Annotated in this window: 16 protein-coding genes; 11 read left to right on the forward strand and 5 right to left on the reverse strand. The window is 60.9% G+C overall.

Annotation, left to right across the window (positions count from 1 at the left end; genetic code table 11):
- Nucleotides 1-57: 57 nt before the first annotated feature.
- From FQ705_RS30660 to nadC, 4 genes are all read left to right on the forward strand, one after another.
- Nucleotides 58-1,413 carry a mechanosensitive ion channel family protein gene (locus FQ705_RS30660; protein WP_144148227.1) on the forward strand — a complete coding sequence of 452 codons (1,356 nt, stop codon included), beginning with the start codon at nucleotides 58-60 and terminating at the stop codon, nucleotides 1,411-1,413.
- Nucleotides 1,414-1,615: 202 nt separating this feature from the next.
- Nucleotides 1,616-2,812, forward strand: coding sequence for a fatty acid desaturase (locus FQ705_RS30665; RefSeq protein ID WP_144148229.1), 1,197 nt, complete (start codon nucleotides 1,616-1,618; stop codon nucleotides 2,810-2,812).
- A 130-nt stretch (nucleotides 2,813-2,942) separates the two neighbouring features.
- On the forward strand, nucleotides 2,943-4,082 hold the full coding sequence (gene nadA / locus FQ705_RS30670; RefSeq protein WP_144148231.1) for a quinolinate synthase NadA: 1,140 nt from the start codon (nucleotides 2,943-2,945) through the stop codon (nucleotides 4,080-4,082).
- Entirely contained in the window at nucleotides 4,082-4,981 is a 900-nt protein-coding gene (gene nadC / locus FQ705_RS30675) for a carboxylating nicotinate-nucleotide diphosphorylase (RefSeq protein ID WP_144148233.1), read from the forward strand. Before nadA ends, nadC begins: the two co-directional genes overlap by 1 nt.
- Before the next feature lie 92 nt (nucleotides 4,982-5,073).
- Here the strand turns inward: nadC and nadB are convergent, their stop codons facing one another.
- From nadB to radC, 4 genes are all read right to left on the reverse strand, one after another.
- Nucleotides 5,074-6,672, reverse strand: coding sequence for an L-aspartate oxidase (gene nadB / locus FQ705_RS30680; RefSeq protein ID WP_144148235.1), 1,599 nt, complete (start codon nucleotides 6,670-6,672; stop codon nucleotides 5,074-5,076).
- 265 nt (nucleotides 6,673-6,937) lie between these two features.
- Complete coding sequence (rpmG, locus tag FQ705_RS30685) at nucleotides 6,938-7,105, reverse strand: 50S ribosomal protein L33 (protein ID WP_006050116.1); 168 nt, start codon at nucleotides 7,103-7,105, stop codon at nucleotides 6,938-6,940.
- A gap of 10 nt (nucleotides 7,106-7,115) precedes the next feature.
- The gene (gene rpmB, locus FQ705_RS30690; protein ID WP_035548063.1) at nucleotides 7,116-7,349 is read right to left on the reverse strand and encodes a 50S ribosomal protein L28; all 234 of its coding nucleotides are present in this window, start codon (nucleotides 7,347-7,349) and stop codon (nucleotides 7,116-7,118) included.
- Nucleotides 7,350-7,588: 239 nt separating this feature from the next.
- Complete coding sequence (radC, locus tag FQ705_RS30695) at nucleotides 7,589-8,353, reverse strand: RadC family protein (RefSeq protein ID WP_144148334.1); 765 nt, start codon at nucleotides 8,351-8,353, stop codon at nucleotides 7,589-7,591.
- 200 nt (nucleotides 8,354-8,553) lie between these two features.
- On the opposite strand from radC, the gene FQ705_RS30700 reads away from it, so the two are divergent.
- The 7 genes from FQ705_RS30700 to FQ705_RS30730 all read left to right on the forward strand — a co-directional run bounded on the left by FQ705_RS30700 (nucleotide 8,554) and on the right by FQ705_RS30730 (nucleotide 15,596).
- Nucleotides 8,554-9,009, forward strand: a complete 456-nt coding sequence (locus tag FQ705_RS30700) for a peptidylprolyl isomerase (protein WP_144148237.1) — start codon at nucleotides 8,554-8,556, stop codon at nucleotides 9,007-9,009.
- 2 nt (nucleotides 9,010-9,011) lie between these two features.
- A complete protein-coding gene (gene ispH, locus FQ705_RS30705; RefSeq protein ID WP_144148239.1) occupies nucleotides 9,012-9,971 on the forward strand; it encodes a 4-hydroxy-3-methylbut-2-enyl diphosphate reductase in 960 nt (319 codons plus the stop codon).
- A gap of 540 nt (nucleotides 9,972-10,511) precedes the next feature.
- Nucleotides 10,512-11,714: a branched-chain amino acid ABC transporter substrate-binding protein gene (locus tag FQ705_RS30710; protein WP_144148241.1), complete on the forward strand. Its 1,203-nt coding sequence runs from the start codon at nucleotides 10,512-10,514 to the stop codon at nucleotides 11,712-11,714.
- Between the two features lie 229 nt (nucleotides 11,715-11,943).
- A complete protein-coding gene (locus tag FQ705_RS30715) occupies nucleotides 11,944-12,894 on the forward strand; it encodes a branched-chain amino acid ABC transporter permease (RefSeq protein ID WP_144148243.1) in 951 nt (316 codons plus the stop codon).
- 18 nt (nucleotides 12,895-12,912) lie between these two features.
- Complete coding sequence (locus tag FQ705_RS30720; RefSeq protein WP_144148245.1) at nucleotides 12,913-14,082, forward strand: branched-chain amino acid ABC transporter permease; 1,170 nt, start codon at nucleotides 12,913-12,915, stop codon at nucleotides 14,080-14,082.
- Nucleotides 14,083-14,100: 18 nt separating this feature from the next.
- Nucleotides 14,101-14,874 (forward strand): ABC transporter ATP-binding protein, encoded by a 774-nt coding sequence (locus FQ705_RS30725; RefSeq protein ID WP_144148247.1) that lies wholly within the window; start codon nucleotides 14,101-14,103, stop codon nucleotides 14,872-14,874.
- 17 nt (nucleotides 14,875-14,891) lie between these two features.
- Nucleotides 14,892-15,596 (forward strand): ABC transporter ATP-binding protein, encoded by a 705-nt coding sequence (locus FQ705_RS30730; RefSeq protein WP_144148336.1) that lies wholly within the window; start codon nucleotides 14,892-14,894, stop codon nucleotides 15,594-15,596.
- A gap of 71 nt (nucleotides 15,597-15,667) precedes the next feature.
- On the opposite strand, the gene FQ705_RS30735 is transcribed toward FQ705_RS30730, so the two are convergent.
- The gene (locus tag FQ705_RS30735) at nucleotides 15,668-16,138 is read right to left on the reverse strand and encodes a GNAT family acetyltransferase (protein WP_144148249.1); all 471 of its coding nucleotides are present in this window, start codon (nucleotides 16,136-16,138) and stop codon (nucleotides 15,668-15,670) included.
- Nucleotides 16,139-16,163: the final 25 nt, after the last annotated feature.

The raw sequence follows: 16,163 nt of genomic DNA on the forward strand, positions 1-16,163 counted from the left end.
CGGCGCAGGGTGGGTCCGCATCATGACCCGCTGTGCGCCGGCGATTTCGGCGACATCATGCAAAACCGTATCTTTTCTCACGTGTTCGGCGATCTTGCGCGCGACTTCGGCCAGCCGGTCATGCTCTGGCAGGTCGGCGTTCTGCTCGGCACGCTCCTGATCGCGTGGCTGGTCGCGCGCGTGTTGCGCCGCGCGCTGGATCTGCGCCGCCAGACGCGTTATCAGACGCTGCGTTTCGGTGCCGAAAGCCTGGATCGCGCATTCTTTCCGCTGATCGGTGCGGTGCTCGTGTGGCTCGCGCGCACGATCACCGCGCCGTTCATGCACACGGCGCTACTCGATCTCGCGCTGGTGCCGCTGTTCGGTATCGGCTTGATTTACATCGTATTTTTCTTCGCGCGACGGGTGTTTAGCCACGACGGCGAAACCCATCCGATGCTGTTCCTGGTGGAAAAGGCCGTCTCGCTGGTCGTGTGGATCGGCATGGTGCTTACCGTCATGGGCATCCAGGACGACGTGATCGGCTGGATGGGCAGCGTGCACTTCCGCGTCGCCAATGCCCATATGACGCTGCTGTCGCTCGTCACCGGGCTGCTGTGGGTGTGCGTGACGATGATCGTCGCGATGTGGCTCGGCTCCGCGTTCGAAGACCGCCTGATGCGCGCGACCACGCTCGACGCCAATCTGAAGGTGGTCGTGGCGCGCGTCGGCCGGGCGGCGTTCGTGCTGGCGGCGATTTTGATCAGTCTCTCGCTGGTCGGCATCGACATCACCGTGCTGGGCGTGTTCGGCGGCGCGCTGGGTGTCGGGCTCGGCTTCGGTTTGCAGAAGATCGCCAGCAACTATGTGTCGGGCTTCATTATCCTGATCGACCGTTCGCTGCGGATCGGCGACACGATCAACGTGAGCGGCCTGCAGGGCATGGTCACGCAGATTCGTACCCGCTATACCGTGGTGCGCGGGCTGGACGGCATCGAGACGCTGATCCCGAACGAGAAGCTGATTACGGACGTGGTGCAGAACCAGTCGTCCTATCTGACTCGCGGCTACGCCAAAGTGGCGGTGCAGGTCGCTTACACGTCGGACGTGGAGCGCGCCATGGCGCTGCTGGCCGAGGCCGCCATGGGCGTGCCTCGCGTGCTGCAGGAGCCGGCGCCTACGCCCTATCTGGCGAGCTTTGGCGCCGACGGCATCAATCTGGAACTGGGCTTCTGGATCGATGAGGCCGCGACGGGAACCTCGGGCGTGCGCTCAGCAGTCAATCGCAATATCTGGCGATTGTTTTCCGAACATGGCATCTCGATTCCGTTTGCTCAGCGCGAAGTGCGGATCGTAGGCAACATCAGCGACGCGATGCCGCATCCGGTAACAATGACCGCGCCCGCGGCGAATCAGGCGGACAACGCCCGCTGACGGGCACTTTCGGAATCCGGAAGAGTCTCATAGGGCTCATCGGCAGTCTCACTTTGCTGATGCCGAACAAAAAATTCCTATTTGTTACAAACACTTGGAACGCTTCAAGTAGAATGTCGTCCAATCCAGCTGTATGCTTTCACTTTCTTGACACGCGTATTTTGCGCGTGCCTCGTGTCTCTCGTTCCACAGGTAAATTGCCTTGTTGAATTCTTTGCTCGACTTCCTTGCCCACGGTCTGTTGCACTTCTCGTGGTGGCAACTCGTGGTGTACACGCTGATCGCGACGCACATTACGATCATCGGCGTGACGGTCTATCTGCATCGCTGCCAGGCGCACCGCGCGCTGGAGCTGCATCCGATCGTCAGTCATTTTTTCCGTTTCTGGCTGTGGATGACCACCGGCATGCTGACCGGCCAGTGGGCTGCGATTCACCGTAAGCACCACGCCAAGTGCGAGACCGAAGAAGATCCGCACAGCCCGCAGACGCGCGGCATCTGGAAGGTGCTGCTCGAAGGTGCCGAGTTGTATCGCACTGAAGCGAAAAACGAAGAAACCATGCGCAAGTTCAGTCACGGCACGCCGAACGACTGGATGGAGCGCAACGTCTACACGAAGTACCCGATTCTCGGCGTGAGCCTGATGATGGTGCTGAACGTGGCGCTGTTCGGCGTCGTCGGTCTGACGATCTGGGCCATCCAGATGGTGTGGATCCCGTTCTGGGCGGCCGGTGTGGTCAACGGTCTCGCGCACTTCTGGGGCTACCGCAACTTCAATTCGTCGGACGCCAGCACGAACATCTTCCCGTGGGGCATCATCATCGGCGGTGAAGAGTTGCACAACAATCATCACACGTATGCGACGTCGGCCAAGCTGTCGAACAAGTGGTACGAGTTCGATATCGGCTGGATGTACATCCGCATCATGTCGGCGTTCCGTTTGGCCAAGGTGAAGAAGGTTGCGCCTACGCCGCGTCTGACCACCGGCAAGCTGGTGCTCGATCAGGACACGCTGCAAGCCGTGCTCGCCAACCGCTACGAAGTGATGGCGCGCTACGGCAAGGCGCTCAAGCGCGCGTATCGTCAGGAGCTGGCGCATCTGAAGGAAGTCGGCGCGCGTGAAAAGTATCAGGTGATGCGTGGCGCGCGCAGCTGGTTTCACAAGGAAGAAGCAGGCCTCGATGAACCGCAGAAGCGTCAGCTGCCGCAGATTTTCGCGAACAGCCAGAAACTGAAGACCTACATCGACATGCGCAACGAACTCGCGTCGATGTGGGAGCGCTCGAACGCATCGCGCGACCAGTTGCTGATCCAGTTGCAGGACTGGTGCCACCGCGCCGAGCAGAGCGGCATCAAGGCGCTGCAGGAATTTGCGCTGCGACTGCGTCGATATGCCTGATAGCGAAATCCATTAAAATCTCGTTACGTCACAAAACCCCGCGTTGGCGGGGTTTTGCTTTTTGGGCCGCGGAAATTGCAGTAACACGCAATTGACAGTCCGCAGCGGCAGAGCGAGGGCAGAGGAGATCATGGATCAGCAGGCGATCAGGACCGTCGAATACGACCGGCCACATGCGCAGGGTATGACCTGCGGGATCGGGCAGGCGTGGGCGAAGGTGCCCGACGAGCCGTCGAAAGAAGAGAAAGTGGCGCTCAAGGCACGCATTCGCGCGTTGCTCGAGCGGGAGAAGGCGGTGCTCGTCGCGCACTATTATGTCGACGCGGAATTGCAGGAACTGGCCGACGAGACGGGCGGATGCGTCGCCGACTCGCTCGAGATGGCGCGCTTCGGCCGCGATCACGAGGCGCAAACGCTGGTCGTAGCGGGTGTGCGTTTCATGGGCGAGACGTCGAAAATTCTGAGTCCGGACAAACGCATTCTGATGCCGGATCTCGACGCAACCTGTTCGCTCGATCTCGGCTGTCCCGTCGACGAATTTTCGGCCTTCTGCGACGCCCATCCCGACCGCACGGTAGTCGTCTATGCGAACACCAGCGCGGCGGTCAAAGCGCGCGCGGACTGGATGGTGACGTCGTCGATCGGATTGGAAATCGTTGCCGATCTGCACGCGCGCGGCGAAAAGATCATCTGGGCACCGGACCGCCACCTTGGCAGCTACATTCAGAACAAGACCGGTGCGGACATGCTGTTGTGGCAGGGCTCGTGTCTCGTGCACGACGAATTCAAAGCCATCGAACTCGATCTGCTGCGCGCTGAATATCCGGGCGCGAAGGTGCTCGTGCATCCGGAGTCGCCGGCGAATGTCGTGGCGCTGGCGGACGTGGTCGGCTCGACCACCCAGTTGATCGACGCCGCGCAAAAACTCGACGCAACGCATTTCATCGTCGCAACCGATCTCGGCATTCTGCACAAGATGCAACTCGCCGCGCCCGGCAAGACGCTGATAGCGGCGCCGACGGCGGGCAACAGTGCAACCTGCAAGAGCTGCGCGCATTGTCCGTGGATGGCGATGAATGGCCTCGCTAACCTCGCTGAGGTACTCGAGCGAGGCCACAACGAAATTTTCGTCGACCGTGCGCTTGGCGAGCGGGCGCGTCTGCCGATCGACCGCATGCTCGACTTTGCTGCGCGTCACAAGAAGCGTGTGCAGGCTAGCGGCGACCTTGCGCGCGACGCGCAACTGTATTCAAACGTGGGGGCGGCGTAATGGGGGCAATGGAGCGCAATCAGGTCGACGCGGTGTCTCCGCTGTTCGACGAAATTTACGCGCAATACGGCGCGGCATTCGACGCCGCCTTAGCGCGCAACGTTGTCGACGCGCTGGCGGAGGATATCGGTACAGGCGACCAGACCGGCCGCCTCGTGCCCGTCGACGACGTGCGCGAAGCGCGCATCATCGTGCGCGAGGATGCAGTGTTGTGCGGCGTGCCCTGGTTCAACGCGGTGATGAAGCAGGTCGATCCACGCATCGAGGTGACGTGGCGGTACCGCGAGGGCGACCGGATGACCGCGAACACGCCGGTGTGCGACATGCGTGGTCCGGTTCGCGCGCTGCTGACGGCGGAGCGCAACGCGTTGAACTTTCTGCAACTGCTCTCTGGCGTGGCGAGTGCAACGCGTCGATATGTCGATGCCGTCGCGCATACGCAAACGCGAGTCCTCGATACACGCAAGACTTTGCCGGGCTTGCGGCTCGCGCAAAAATACGCGGTGCGCGTCGGTGGCGGCGTGAATCAACGGCTCGCGCTGTACGACGGCATTCTGATCAAGGAAAACCACATCGCGGCAGCGGGTGGCGTCGGCGCAGCGATGGATGCTGCGCTTGAGTTGAATGCGGGTGTGTCGATCCAGATCGAAGTCGAGACGCTTGAGCAGTTGGGCATTGCCTTGGCGCACGGCGCGCAATCCATCCTGCTGGACAATTTTTCGTTCGATGCAATGCGCGAAGCGGTGCGGATGACGGCGGGTCGTGCAGTGCTCGAAGTATCCGGCGGCGTCAATTTCGATACGGTTCGCACGATCGCAGAGACCGGCGTGGACCGCGTATCGATCGGTGCGCTGACCAAAGACGTGCGCGCAACCGATTACTCGATGCGGATTGTCTAGGGCAAGCAGGCGAACCGCTCGTAGTGGATAGAAAGCCATCGTCGGAGCAATTCGGCGATGGCTTTTTCACTTCGATCTGAACTCGGGTTCGATCACACGTTGCGATTGCGCACGTTCTCTGGCGAGAGGACGGTCGGCAGCGCTTTGGGCAAGGTTGCCGGCCAATCGCGGCTAAAGTGCAGGCCACGGCTTTCACGCCGTGATCGCGCACCTTCGACAATCAACGAAGCAACATCGACCAGGTTGCGCAACTCGAGCAGATCGCGGCTCACCTTGAAGTTTGCGTAGTACTCGTGGATTTCGTCGCGCAACAGGGCGAGCCGATGCTTGGCGCGCGCCAGCCGCTTGTCCGTGCGCACGATGCCGACGTAGTTCCACATCAGCCGGCGCAGCTCATCCCAATTGTGCGCAACCACCACTTCTTCGTCCGGATCGGAGACGCGACTCTCGTCCCAGTCAGGCAGCGGCGCGTGAACGGCGGCGCTGAAGCCTTCTTCCTCGATGGCTTGCGCAGCGGAGCGTCCGATCACGAGGCATTCGAGCAGCGAGTTGCTGGCTAGCCGGTTAGCACCGTGCAGGCCTGTACACGACGTCTCGCCGACCGCATAGAGCCCGGCCAGATCGGTGCGTCCTGCCAGATCCGTCACGACACCGCCGCATGTGTAGTGCGCCGCCGGCACGACCGGAATCCCTTCCTTCGTAATGTCGATGCCGAACTCCATGCAGCGGGCCAGGATGGTCGGAAAGTGTTCGCGTAGGAACTCAGGCGATTGATGGCTGATGTCGAGGTACACGCAATCGATACCGCGCTTCTTGATTTCAAAGTCGATCGCCCGCGCGACGATGTCGCGCGGCGCGAGTTCGGCGCGCTCGTCGTGCTTCGGCATGAAGCGCGTCCCGTCCGGCAGTCTCAGGATGCCGCCTTCACCGCGCACGGCTTCCGAGATCAGGAACGACTTGGCGTACGGATGGAAAAGACAGGTCGGATGGAACTGGATGAATTCCATGTTCGATACGCGGCAGCCGGCGCGCCATGCCATTGCAATGCCATCGCCGGTCGCTGTGTCGGGGTTGGTGGTGTACAGATACACCTTGCCGGCGCCGCCGGTGGCGAGCACGGTATGCGGCGCTTCGATTGTCACGGTGCGGCCGCTTGGCAGATCGAGCGCGTAAAGACCGTGACAACGGCGGCCGGGCAAACCAAGCCGGTCGGACGTGATCAGGTCGATCGCGTAGTGATCTTCGAGCAGGGTGATATTCGGGTGGCTGCGCACGCGCTCGCTGAGCGTGGCGACCACGGCGTGCCCTGTAGCGTCAGCCGCATGGATGATCCGTCGATGACTGTGGCCGCCTTCGCGCGTCAAATGGAAACCGAGTTCGGCGGCGTCGTCTTTGGTGAACGGCACGCCTTGCTCGATCAGCCATTCGATCGCGGCGCGCCCATGTTCGACGATGAAGCGTGTGGCCGCTTCGTCGCACAGACCGCCTCCGGCGATCAGCGTATCGCGCACGTGATTTTCGATGCTGTCCGCGGAGTCAAGCACGGCCGCGATACCGCCTTGCGCCCAATCGCTCGCACCTTCGGTCATCGATCGCTTGGCGACCACTGCAACACGCCGCGTCTCGGCGAGATTAAGCGCAACGCTCAATCCAGCCAGGCCGCTACCGACAATCGCCACATCGAATTCCATTGCCACCATCTCCGCTTTCGTTTTTGCCGTGACGACGAGCTATCGCGGCTCGTCGCTAAAACGAGAAAGCATACGCGTCGTGACGGATGAGGGAAAGCTGGCCAAACGGTATAAGTCTGTTGACTGCGATGAGCGGGGGAAATCTAAGGAGGCATTCCGCGCGCAGGGTGGCGCGCGATAAAAAACCAAAGCGCAAACAAAAAAGCCTCGCACGAATGCGAGGCTTTTTTGCATGTCTTTGCCTTCGTCAGGCAGGAGCCAAGATTTACTTAATCTTGGTTTCCTTGTAGTCAACGTGCTTACGGACGACCGGATCAAACTTCTTGATCAGCATCTTTTCCGGCATGTTGCGTTTGTTCTTCGTGGTCGTGTAGAAGTGACCCGTGCCTGCGGTCGATTCCAACTTGATCTTGTCGCGTGCGCCTTTCGCCATGATTTACTCCTTAGGCTTGGCCGCGTGCGCGCAGATCTGCGAGCACAGCGTCAATACCGTTCTTGTCGATCAGGCGAAGGCCGGCGTTCGAGACGCGCAGACGCACCCAACGGTTTTCGCTTTCCACCCAAATACGGCGGTTTTGCAGGTTCGGAAGGAACCGGCGCTTGGTTTTGTTGTTCGCGTGGGAAACGTTGTTGCCGCTCATCGGCGCTTTCCCAGTTACTTGGCATACGCGTGCCATGAGAGCACTCCTAATACGCTAATTCTGAGTTCGAACGCCGTGAAAGTTTCCCGAGAAGAGCCGCGCTTGAGTCGTGAAACTGAAGTCGCTAGGTCCTTGCCGGAACGCCTTAATGGCTTCGGAACAGGGGGTTGGAAATAGGCAAACCGGAATTATAGCGGAAAAAAAGCCGCAAAATCAAACCTTATTTGCGATGGCGAACATGGGGTAGCGCCGTCGCGACCCAGGTTTAGGCCCTCTCAAGGCCAACCGGCGCGGGCAAAGGAGTAAACCTGATCGGCCCCGATCACCAGGTGATCGACGAGTTGTACGTCGATCAGCGCGAGCGTATCGCGCAGCGTTCTCGTGAGACGGCAGTCGCTGGCACTCGGCTCCACGACGCCAGACGGATGATTGTGCGCGACGATCAGGCTGGCGGCATTCAGACTCAGTGCGCGCCGCGCAATCTCGCGCGGATAGACGGCCATGCGCGTCAACGTCCCCGCTGCGCTGTCCTCGCAGTGTATCAAGCGATGCCGCGCGTCGAGGTAAAGCGACACAAATACCTCCTGCGGGCGACTGCCGATCCGCAGGCGCAGATAATTCTCCACCGCGTCTGGCGAATTCATCAGCGGACGCTCACGCAGCTTCGCGATCAGCGAGCGCCTCGCCATTTCCATGATGGCGAGCAGTTGGGTTTTCTTGGCAGGACCGATGCCGTGCAGGCCCTCGAAGTCGCTGTAGGACGCATCGAGCATGGCGCGCAGCGAGCCGAAGCGCTCCAGCAGGGCGGTCGCGACGGTGAACACGTCACGGCCGGGTAGTCCCGAGCCGAGCACCAGCACGATCATCTCGGTATCCGACAATACGCTGGGCCCCAGTTCGATCAGGCGCTCGCGCGGCATATCCCGCTTGAGCCATTTGCCGCGAACGAGTCGCGGGCGCGGTCGTTTGACGCGTACGGGCGTCTGGCGGGAGACGGTTTCCAGCGGCGTTGGGTCAGTCATCGGGGCGTAATCTGCCATATATATAGGGGTACTCCGCTGTGGATTGGGGGTGGCGCGGCGCGGGCGGTCGTCGCGCCGCGCGCACGACAGACCCAAGCCGCCGTCCGTTATGTGGCTTACAATAGGCGCTTTGCGCACGGCATGCCGACGGTTTGCCACACGCGTCGACTGCGCCCGCGGCGCACGCGTGGAGCGCGCTTCGACTGAGCGAGCACTGCATGAGCATCATCGACATTTCCGAAGTGAAACCCGGTTCCCATGTGACGCTTCACTACCGGCTTTCCCTTGCCGATGGCGCCGAAGTCATCAATACCTTCAACGACAAGCCGGCCACGCTGCTGCTTGGAGCCGGTCAACTCGCGCCGCCGCTGGAAGACATTTTGCTGGGTTTGAAGGTCGGGCACCATTCGACCTTTCAGCTACCCGCGGGTCAGGCGTTCGGTCCGCGCAACCCGGAGCTGATCCAGCGCGTGTCGCTGGCCACGCTGCGTGAAAACAGTATGATCGGTGAGGATTTTTCGCCGGGCGATCTGGTCGAATTCAACGCGCCGGGTGGCGGTCGCTACGCCGGCGTCCTGAAGGAAGTTGGCGAAACCTCTGCGCTGTTCGATTTCAATCACCCGCTTGCCGGCCAGGCGCTGGCGTTCGAAGTGAAAATCATCGGAATCTTGTAAACATGAGCATCACGGAAACGACTCTTGCCGAAACCGAGATCCTGCTCGCGCAACCGCGCGGCTTCTGTGCGGGCGTAGACCGGGCCATCGAGATCGTCGAGCGAGCCATCAAACTGCATGGTTCGCCGATCTACGTGCGCCACGAAATCGTCCATAACGCCTATGTCGTCGAAGATTTGCGCAAGAAGGGCGCGATCTTCATCGAGCGGCTGGAAGAAGTGCCGTCGGGTAATACGGTCATTTTCAGCGCGCACGGCGTCTCGAAAGCGGTGCGCTCGGAAGCCGAGTCGCGCGGCCTGCGGGTGTACGACGCCACTTGTCCGCTCGTCACCAAAGTGCATATCGAAGTCGCGAAGATGCGTCAGGACGGCTTCGACATCGTCATGATCGGCCACAAGGGTCACCCGGAAGTCGAAGGGACCATGGGGCAGGCCGGCGAGGGCATGCATCTGGTCGAGGACATCGAAGACGTGCAGGCCTTGCAGCTGGACGACCCGGAGCGCATTGCGTTCGTCACGCAAACCACGCTGTCGGTCGACGATGCCGCTGAAATCATCGGTGCGCTGAAGGCCAAATATCCGTCCATCCGCGAGCCGAAGAAGCAGGACATCTGCTACGCCACGCAAAACCGGCAGGACGCGGTGAAGTTCATGGCGCCGCAGTGCGATGTCGTGATCGTGGTCGGCAGCCCGAATAGCTCGAACTCGAACCGGTTGCGCGAATTGGCTGAAAAGCTCGGCGTGCCCGCCTATATGGTGGACTCGCCCGACCAGATCGACCCGGTTTGGGTCGAAGGCAAGCGCCGCATCGGCGTCACGGCTGGCGCGTCCGCGCCGGAAGTGCTGGCGCAAGCCGTGATCGCGCGTTTGCGCGAGCTGGGTGTACGCAACGTGCGCGCGCTCGAAGGCATCGAGGAAAACATCGCGTTTCCTCTGCCGCGCGGATTGGGTCTGCCAGCCTGACAATTAGCTGACGGCTGAAAGAAAAGCGCACCCCCGGGTGCGCTTTTTTTATGTCTCGCGACTGGCAAAGTCATTTTATTAAAAGTGCCAGATCATGTGGCGCAGCAATTTTAAGTGGCCTGCCCCACAAATTTCTTCTAAATGTGATCGGTCTTTTTATCGTCCGGCAGGTGATCGAGCCCCGTTTTAAAAAGAGTATTCAGCTTGCGGCGATTTTTGACGCACTAAGATAGTGCGTAAGCATCGTTGTTATTCAGAACGTAATACTTAAGGCGAAGCACGGTGTAATCGGGGCTTGAGCCAATTCCCTGCAACAGTTGATGCCATTGGGTCCAGCGCTGGTGCAACTGATGCACGGAAAAAAAGCGCAACCCGGTTGCGCCCATTGCCGATTTTGAGTCTCAAAATAAGGTTGCAATGCAGGAAAACCCTGCCGGTTCAACAATATTGCCCGTCGCAAAATTGGAGTTACAATGCGCGCGTTCTCAAGGCCTCAGGGTCCCGGACAATAGATTTTGCAAGGCGCGGGAGACCTATTTAATGCGAGTCAAGTTTGCTTACGCCGTGTCCATCGCGGCCGCGGTTGCGATGCTGACCGCGTGCGGCAAGAAACAGGATGGCGAGGCGGGAGCAGGTGCATCGGCGGCCACGGCGGCAGCGGCACCGGCGAGTGAAGCGGCGACTGTCGTGAAGATCGGTCATGCGGCCCCGTTGACGGGCAGCATCGCCCATCTGGGCAAGGACAACGAAAACGGCGCGCGTCTGGCGGTCGAAGAAATCAACGCGCAGGGTTTGACGATCGACGGCCACAAGATCCAGTTGGAGCTCGACGCGCAAGACGATGCAGCGGACCCGAAAACGGGCACGGCCGTCGCGCAAAAGCTGGTCGACGATCACGTGGTCGCGGTAGTGGGTCACCTGAATTCGGGGGTGTCGATTCCGGCTTCGAAGATTTATAGCGATGCGAACATCGTGCAGATCTCGCCGTCGTCGACCAATCCGGCGTACACGCAGCAGGGTTTCAAGACGACCTACCGGGTCGTCGCCACCGACGCGCAACAAGGGCCGGCGCTCGCCAATTACGCCACGAAGGCGTTGGGCGCCAAACGCATCGCGATAGTGGACGATGCAACCGCCTACGGTAAGGGGCTCGCGGACGAATTCGCGAAGACCGTGGAGGCGAACGGAGCAAAAGTCGTCGCGCGGGAAGCGACGAACGACCGGGCCACGGATTTTCGGGCCATCCTCACGAAGATCAAGAGTGTTCAGCCGGACGTGATCATGTTCGGCGGCATGGACGCGACGGGCGGGCCGTTTACGAAGCAGGCGGCGGCGCTCGGTATCAGGGCAAAAATCCTTGGCGGCGACGGTGTGTGTACCGACAAGGTGGGTGAGCTGGCGGGAACCGCCGTGCAAAACCTGGTCTGTTCGGAGGCGGGACTCGCGCTTTCGAAAATGGACAAGGGAGCGGACTTCGAGAAGAAGTACGTAGACCGCTTCCACACGCCGGTGCAGATTTACGCGCCGTTCACGTACGACGCTGTGTACGTGATTGTCGATGCAATGAAGCGCGCTAATTCGATCGAGGCGCCCAAGGTGCTGGCTGCGATGCCGTCTACCGATTACAACGGGGTAATCGGTCACATCGCGTTCGACGACAAGGGTGATTTGAAAGAGAGCGCCATTACGCTTTACGACTTCAAGGACGGCAAGAAAGCGGTCCTCGACGTCGTGAAGATGTGATGACGGAACGTTCAGCCTGACGGCACCGACACCACCCAACGGTGCCGTTTTTGCATCCGCTCAAGGCGAGCTTGCGACCGCGACCCGGTCGTCAGGGCAAACCGGCGGCGGATAACCCTTACCGGTCTTTTACATCAGTACCCGCAGTGCCGTTGAGATTCCGTACCGCATCACCGCCCACCGGCTGATGAAGAACGAGAATCCAGTCGCACGGGCTAAGGAGCATTAAATGGATATCTTCATCCAGCAGGTCCTCAACGGGCTGGTGCTTGGCAGCGTTTACGCCATCATCGCACTGGGCTATACGATGGTTTACGGCATTCTGGGCATCATCAACTTCGCTCACGGCGATGTGTTGATGGTGGGCGCGATGGTTGCGCTCTCAGCCATCGGCGTGCTGCAGAACCACTTCCCCGGTCTCGGCAACGTGCCGACGCTCATCATTGCGCTGATCATCGCGGCGATCGTCTGCGCGGCAGTCGGCTACACGATCGAACGCGTGGCTTACCGGCCGTTGCGTAAAGCGCCGCGTCTCGCCCCGCTGATCACCGCGATCGGCGTGTCGATCCTGCTGCAGACGCTGGCCATGATGATCTGGTCGCGTAACCCGCTGCCGTTCCCGCAGTTGTTGCCGACCGATCCGCTGAACGTGATCAAGGCCACGGACACGACGCCTGGCGCCGTGATCTCGATGACTGAAATCGTGATCATCGTGGTGGCGTTCCTCGTGATGGGCGGCCTGCTGCTGCTCGTGCACAAGACCAAGCTCGGCCGCGCGATGCGGGCGATCGCCGAGAATCCGGGCAACGCGTCGCTGATGGGCGTGAACCCGAACTTCGTGATCTCGGCCACCTTCATGATCGGCTCGGCGCTCGCCGCTCTGGCCGGCGTGATGATCGCCTCGGAATACGGCAACGCACACTTCTATATGGGCTTCATCCCCGGCCTGAAGGCCTTTACCGCAGCGGTGCTCGGCGGTATCGGCAATCTCGGCGGCGCGATGGTGGGCGGCGTGCTGCTCGGCCTGATCGAACAGCTGGGTGCCGGCTACATCGGCAACCTCACGGGTGGTGTGTTCGGCAGTAATTATCAGGACGTGTTTGCCTTCATCGTGCTGATCATTGTGCTGGTGTTCCGTCCGTCGGGCCTGCTCGGCGAACGCGTTGCAGATCGCGCCTGATCCAGGGAGAAAATAAACATGACCTCAATTCAACCGATCGAGCCGTCCACGACGCTCATCCCTGAAAAGAACCGCACCAAAACGCTGACCATCGGCATCATCACCGCGCTCTTCGTGATCGCGGCACCGATGATCATCGGCACGGCCGGTGGCAACTACTGGGTCCGCGTGCTCGACTTCGCGATGCTGTACGTGATGCTCGCGCTCGGCCTCAACGTGGTGGTCGGCTTCGCCGGCCTGCTGGATTTGGGCTACATCGCGTTCTACGCGGTCGGCGCCTATACGTCCGCGTTGCTGAGTTCGCCGCATCTGTCGTCGCAATTCGAGTGGATCGCGCATCTTGCGCCGAACGGGCTGCACGTGCCGTTCCTCATCATCGTGCCGTGCGCGATGGCGGTCGCCGCGTTCTTCGGCGTGATCCTCGGCGCACCGACGCTGCGTCTGCGTGGCGACTACCTCGCCATCGTGACGTTGGGCTTCGGGGAAATCGTGCGGATCTTCCTGAACAACCTCGACCGTCCGGTGAACATCACCAACGGCCCGAAGGGGATCACGGCGATCGACCCGGTGCATTTCGGCGACTTCAGCCTCGCGCAGACGCACACGCTGTTCGGCTTCCAGTTTCCGACGGTCTACTCGTACTACTACCTGTTCGTGGTCGGCGCGCTGGTGGTGATCTGGGTGTGTACGCGCTTGCAGCACTCGCGCATCGGCCGTGCATGGGCCGCGATCCGCGAAGATGAAATCGCCGCCAAGGCGATGGGTATCAACACCCGTAACGTGAAGCTGCTGGCGTTCGCGATGGGCGCGTCGTTCGGCGGCCTGTCGGGCGCGATGTTCGGTTCGTTCCAGGGCTTCGTCTCGCCGGAATCGTTCACGCTGCCGGAATCGATCGTCGTGCTGGCCTGCGTGGTGCTGGGCGGTATGGGCCACATCCCGGGCGTGATTCTCGGCGCCGTGCTGCTCGCCGTGCTGCCGGAATTCCTGCGCTCCACGATGGGTCCGCTGCAGAACATGCTCTTCGGTCACGAAATCGTCGACACGGAAGTGATCCGTCAGCTGGTCTACGCACTCGCGATGGTGCTGATCATGCTGTACCGCTCGGAAGGCTTGTGGCCCTCGCCCAAGCACGAAGACAAGATTGCGAAACTGTCGAAGCGTAACGGCAAGAAGCCGGTGCGCGCGTAAATCACCGAGGACACAAAAATGAGCGACAACATTCGACTGTCGGTGAAAGGCGTCAACAAGCGCTTTGGCGGCTTGCAAGCTTTGTCCGACGTCGGGCTTGAGATCAAGTCCGGCCAGATTTACGGTTTGATCGGCCCGAACGGCGCCGGCAAGACCACCTTCTTCAATGTGATCACGGGCCTGTACACGCCGGATTCGGGCGACTTCAAGCTCGACGGCGAGAACTACACGCCGACTGCGGTGTATCAGGTGGCGAAGGCCGGTATCGCACGTACGTTCCAGAACATTCGTCTGTTCGGCGGCATGACCGCGCTGGAAAACGTGATGGTCGGCCGTCACGTGCGGACCAAACACGGCCTGATCGGCGCGGTGTTCCAGACGCCGTCCGAGCGCAAGGAAGAGCGCGAAATCAAGGAGCGTGCGATCGAACTGCTGGAGTACGTCGGCATTGCGCAGTACGCGGACTACACGTCGCGCAATCTCTCGTACGGCCACCAGCGTCGTCTGGAAATTGCCCGTGCGCTGGCCACCGATCCGAAGCTGCTCGCGCTCGACGAACCGGCCGCCGGCATGAACGCGACGGAAAAGGTCGAGCTGACTAAACTGCTCGACAAGATCCGCAGCGACGGCAAGACGATTCTGCTGATCGAGCACGACGTGAAACTCGTGATGGGTCTGTGCAACCAGATGACGGTGCTCGACTACGGCAAGGTGATTGCGCAAGGTCTGCCGCAAGACGTGCAGAAGGATCCGAAGGTGATCGAAGCTTATCTGGGTGCGGGAGTCCACTGATGTCCACAACGCAAGCAATGTTGAAAATCAAGGGCCTTCAGGTCAATTACGGCGGCATCCAGGCAGTCAAGGGCATCGACCTCGAAGTCGCGCAGGGCGAACTGGTCACGCTGATCGGTGCGAACGGCGCGGGCAAGACCACGACGATGAAGGCGATCACGGGCCTCAAGCCCTACACGATCGGCGACATCGAGTACATGGGCGAGTCGATCAAGGGCGTGCCGCCCCATCTGTTGCTGAAGAAAGGTCTGGCGATGGTGCCGGAAGGCCGCGGTATCTTCGCGCGCATGTCGATCATCGAAAACATGCAGATGGGTGCGTATCTGCGTACGGATACCGACGGCATCAAGTCGGACGTCGATCGCATGTTCGGCTTCTTCCCGCGTCTGAAGGAACGTGCCACGCAATATGCGGGCACGCTCTCGGGCGGCGAACAGCAGATGCTGGCGATGGCGCGCGCGATCATCTCGCGTCCCAAGCTGTTGCTGCTGGACGAACCGTCGATGGGTCTGTCGCCGATCATGGTCGAGAAGATCTTCGAAGTGGTGCGCGCAATTTCGGCTGAAGGCATGACCGTGCTGCTGGTCGAGCAGAACGCGCGCCTGGCGTTGCAAGCAGCGAATCGCGGCTACGTGATGGACTCGGGTCTGGTCACGATGTCCGGCGATGCGAAGACGATGCTGGATGATCCGAAGGTGCGGGCGGCTTATCTGGGTGAATAAACCTGGTTAGCCGAACGACAAAAAAAGGCCGCATGCCAATGCGGCCTTTTTCTATTCAAACGCGCGACGGCTCAGGCAGCCGCCACCGGGTCCGCCAGTTCTCCCAGACGCTTGCCCAAACTGACCACCGCATCGGCGCGATAACCGAGCGCTTCGTAAAACGCGCGGATATCGGTCTTGGCGGACAACACCTGCAGGTTCAGCTTCGGGCAGCCGCGTTCGGTCAACGCCTGTTCGACATGCGCGACGAGCCGCGTGCCGATCCCATGACGACGCACCGCCGTATCCACCGCGAGCGAGTACAGCCAGCCCCGGTGCCCGTCGTAGCCGCCCATCACCGTGCCGACGATGCGCCCGTCGAGCGTTGCGACAAAGAACAGTTCGGGCTGCGTCGTCAGCTTGTTGGCGATCGACAGATGCGGGTTACGCTGCGGCCTCGTGAGATCCCGGTACTCGGGGAAGGCGTCTTGCCACAGCGCGACCACGGCATCGGTGTCGCGCGCGTCGAAGCGGCGGATCGATAGCGTGGTGCTCGTCGTCATAATCGGGTTCCTGTCTGGGTTGGCG

This window comes from Paraburkholderia sp. BCC1884, from assembly GCF_900996225.1.
Taxonomy (GTDB): Bacteria; Pseudomonadota; Gammaproteobacteria; order Burkholderiales; family Burkholderiaceae; genus Paraburkholderia.

What these genes read in the sequence shown, in the direction of transcription:
- rpmG (WP_006050116.1), bottom strand. Translation starts at nt 7,105, where the DNA reads ATGGCGAAAGGCGCACGCGACAAGATCAAGTTGGAATCGACCGCAGGC.
- FQ705_RS30725 (WP_144148247.1), top strand. Translation starts at nt 14,101, where the DNA reads ATGAGCGACAACATTCGACTGTCGGTGAAAGGCGTCAACAAGCGCTTT.
- FQ705_RS30710 (WP_144148241.1), top strand. Translation starts at nt 10,512, where the DNA reads ATGCGAGTCAAGTTTGCTTACGCCGTGTCCATCGCGGCCGCGGTTGCG.
- rpmB (WP_035548063.1), bottom strand. Translation starts at nt 7,349, where the DNA reads ATGGCACGCGTATGCCAAGTAACTGGGAAAGCGCCGATGAGCGGCAAC.
- FQ705_RS30660 (WP_144148227.1), top strand. Translation starts at nt 58, where the DNA reads ATGCAAAACCGTATCTTTTCTCACGTGTTCGGCGATCTTGCGCGCGAC.
- FQ705_RS30720 (WP_144148245.1), top strand. Translation starts at nt 12,913, where the DNA reads ATGACCTCAATTCAACCGATCGAGCCGTCCACGACGCTCATCCCTGAA.
- nadA (WP_144148231.1), top strand. Translation starts at nt 2,943, where the DNA reads ATGGATCAGCAGGCGATCAGGACCGTCGAATACGACCGGCCACATGCG.
- nadB (WP_144148235.1), bottom strand. Translation starts at nt 6,672, where the DNA reads ATGGAATTCGATGTGGCGATTGTCGGTAGCGGCCTGGCTGGATTGAGC.
- radC (WP_144148334.1), bottom strand. Translation starts at nt 8,353, where the DNA reads ATGGCAGATTACGCCCCGATGACTGACCCAACGCCGCTGGAAACCGTC.
- nadC (WP_144148233.1), top strand. Translation starts at nt 4,082, where the DNA reads ATGGGGGCAATGGAGCGCAATCAGGTCGACGCGGTGTCTCCGCTGTTC.
- FQ705_RS30730 (WP_144148336.1), top strand. Translation starts at nt 14,892, where the DNA reads ATGTTGAAAATCAAGGGCCTTCAGGTCAATTACGGCGGCATCCAGGCA.
- ispH (WP_144148239.1), top strand. Translation starts at nt 9,012, where the DNA reads ATGAGCATCACGGAAACGACTCTTGCCGAAACCGAGATCCTGCTCGCG.
- FQ705_RS30700 (WP_144148237.1), top strand. Translation starts at nt 8,554, where the DNA reads ATGAGCATCATCGACATTTCCGAAGTGAAACCCGGTTCCCATGTGACG.
- FQ705_RS30715 (WP_144148243.1), top strand. Translation starts at nt 11,944, where the DNA reads ATGGATATCTTCATCCAGCAGGTCCTCAACGGGCTGGTGCTTGGCAGC.
- FQ705_RS30735 (WP_144148249.1), bottom strand. Translation starts at nt 16,138, where the DNA reads ATGACGACGAGCACCACGCTATCGATCCGCCGCTTCGACGCGCGCGAC.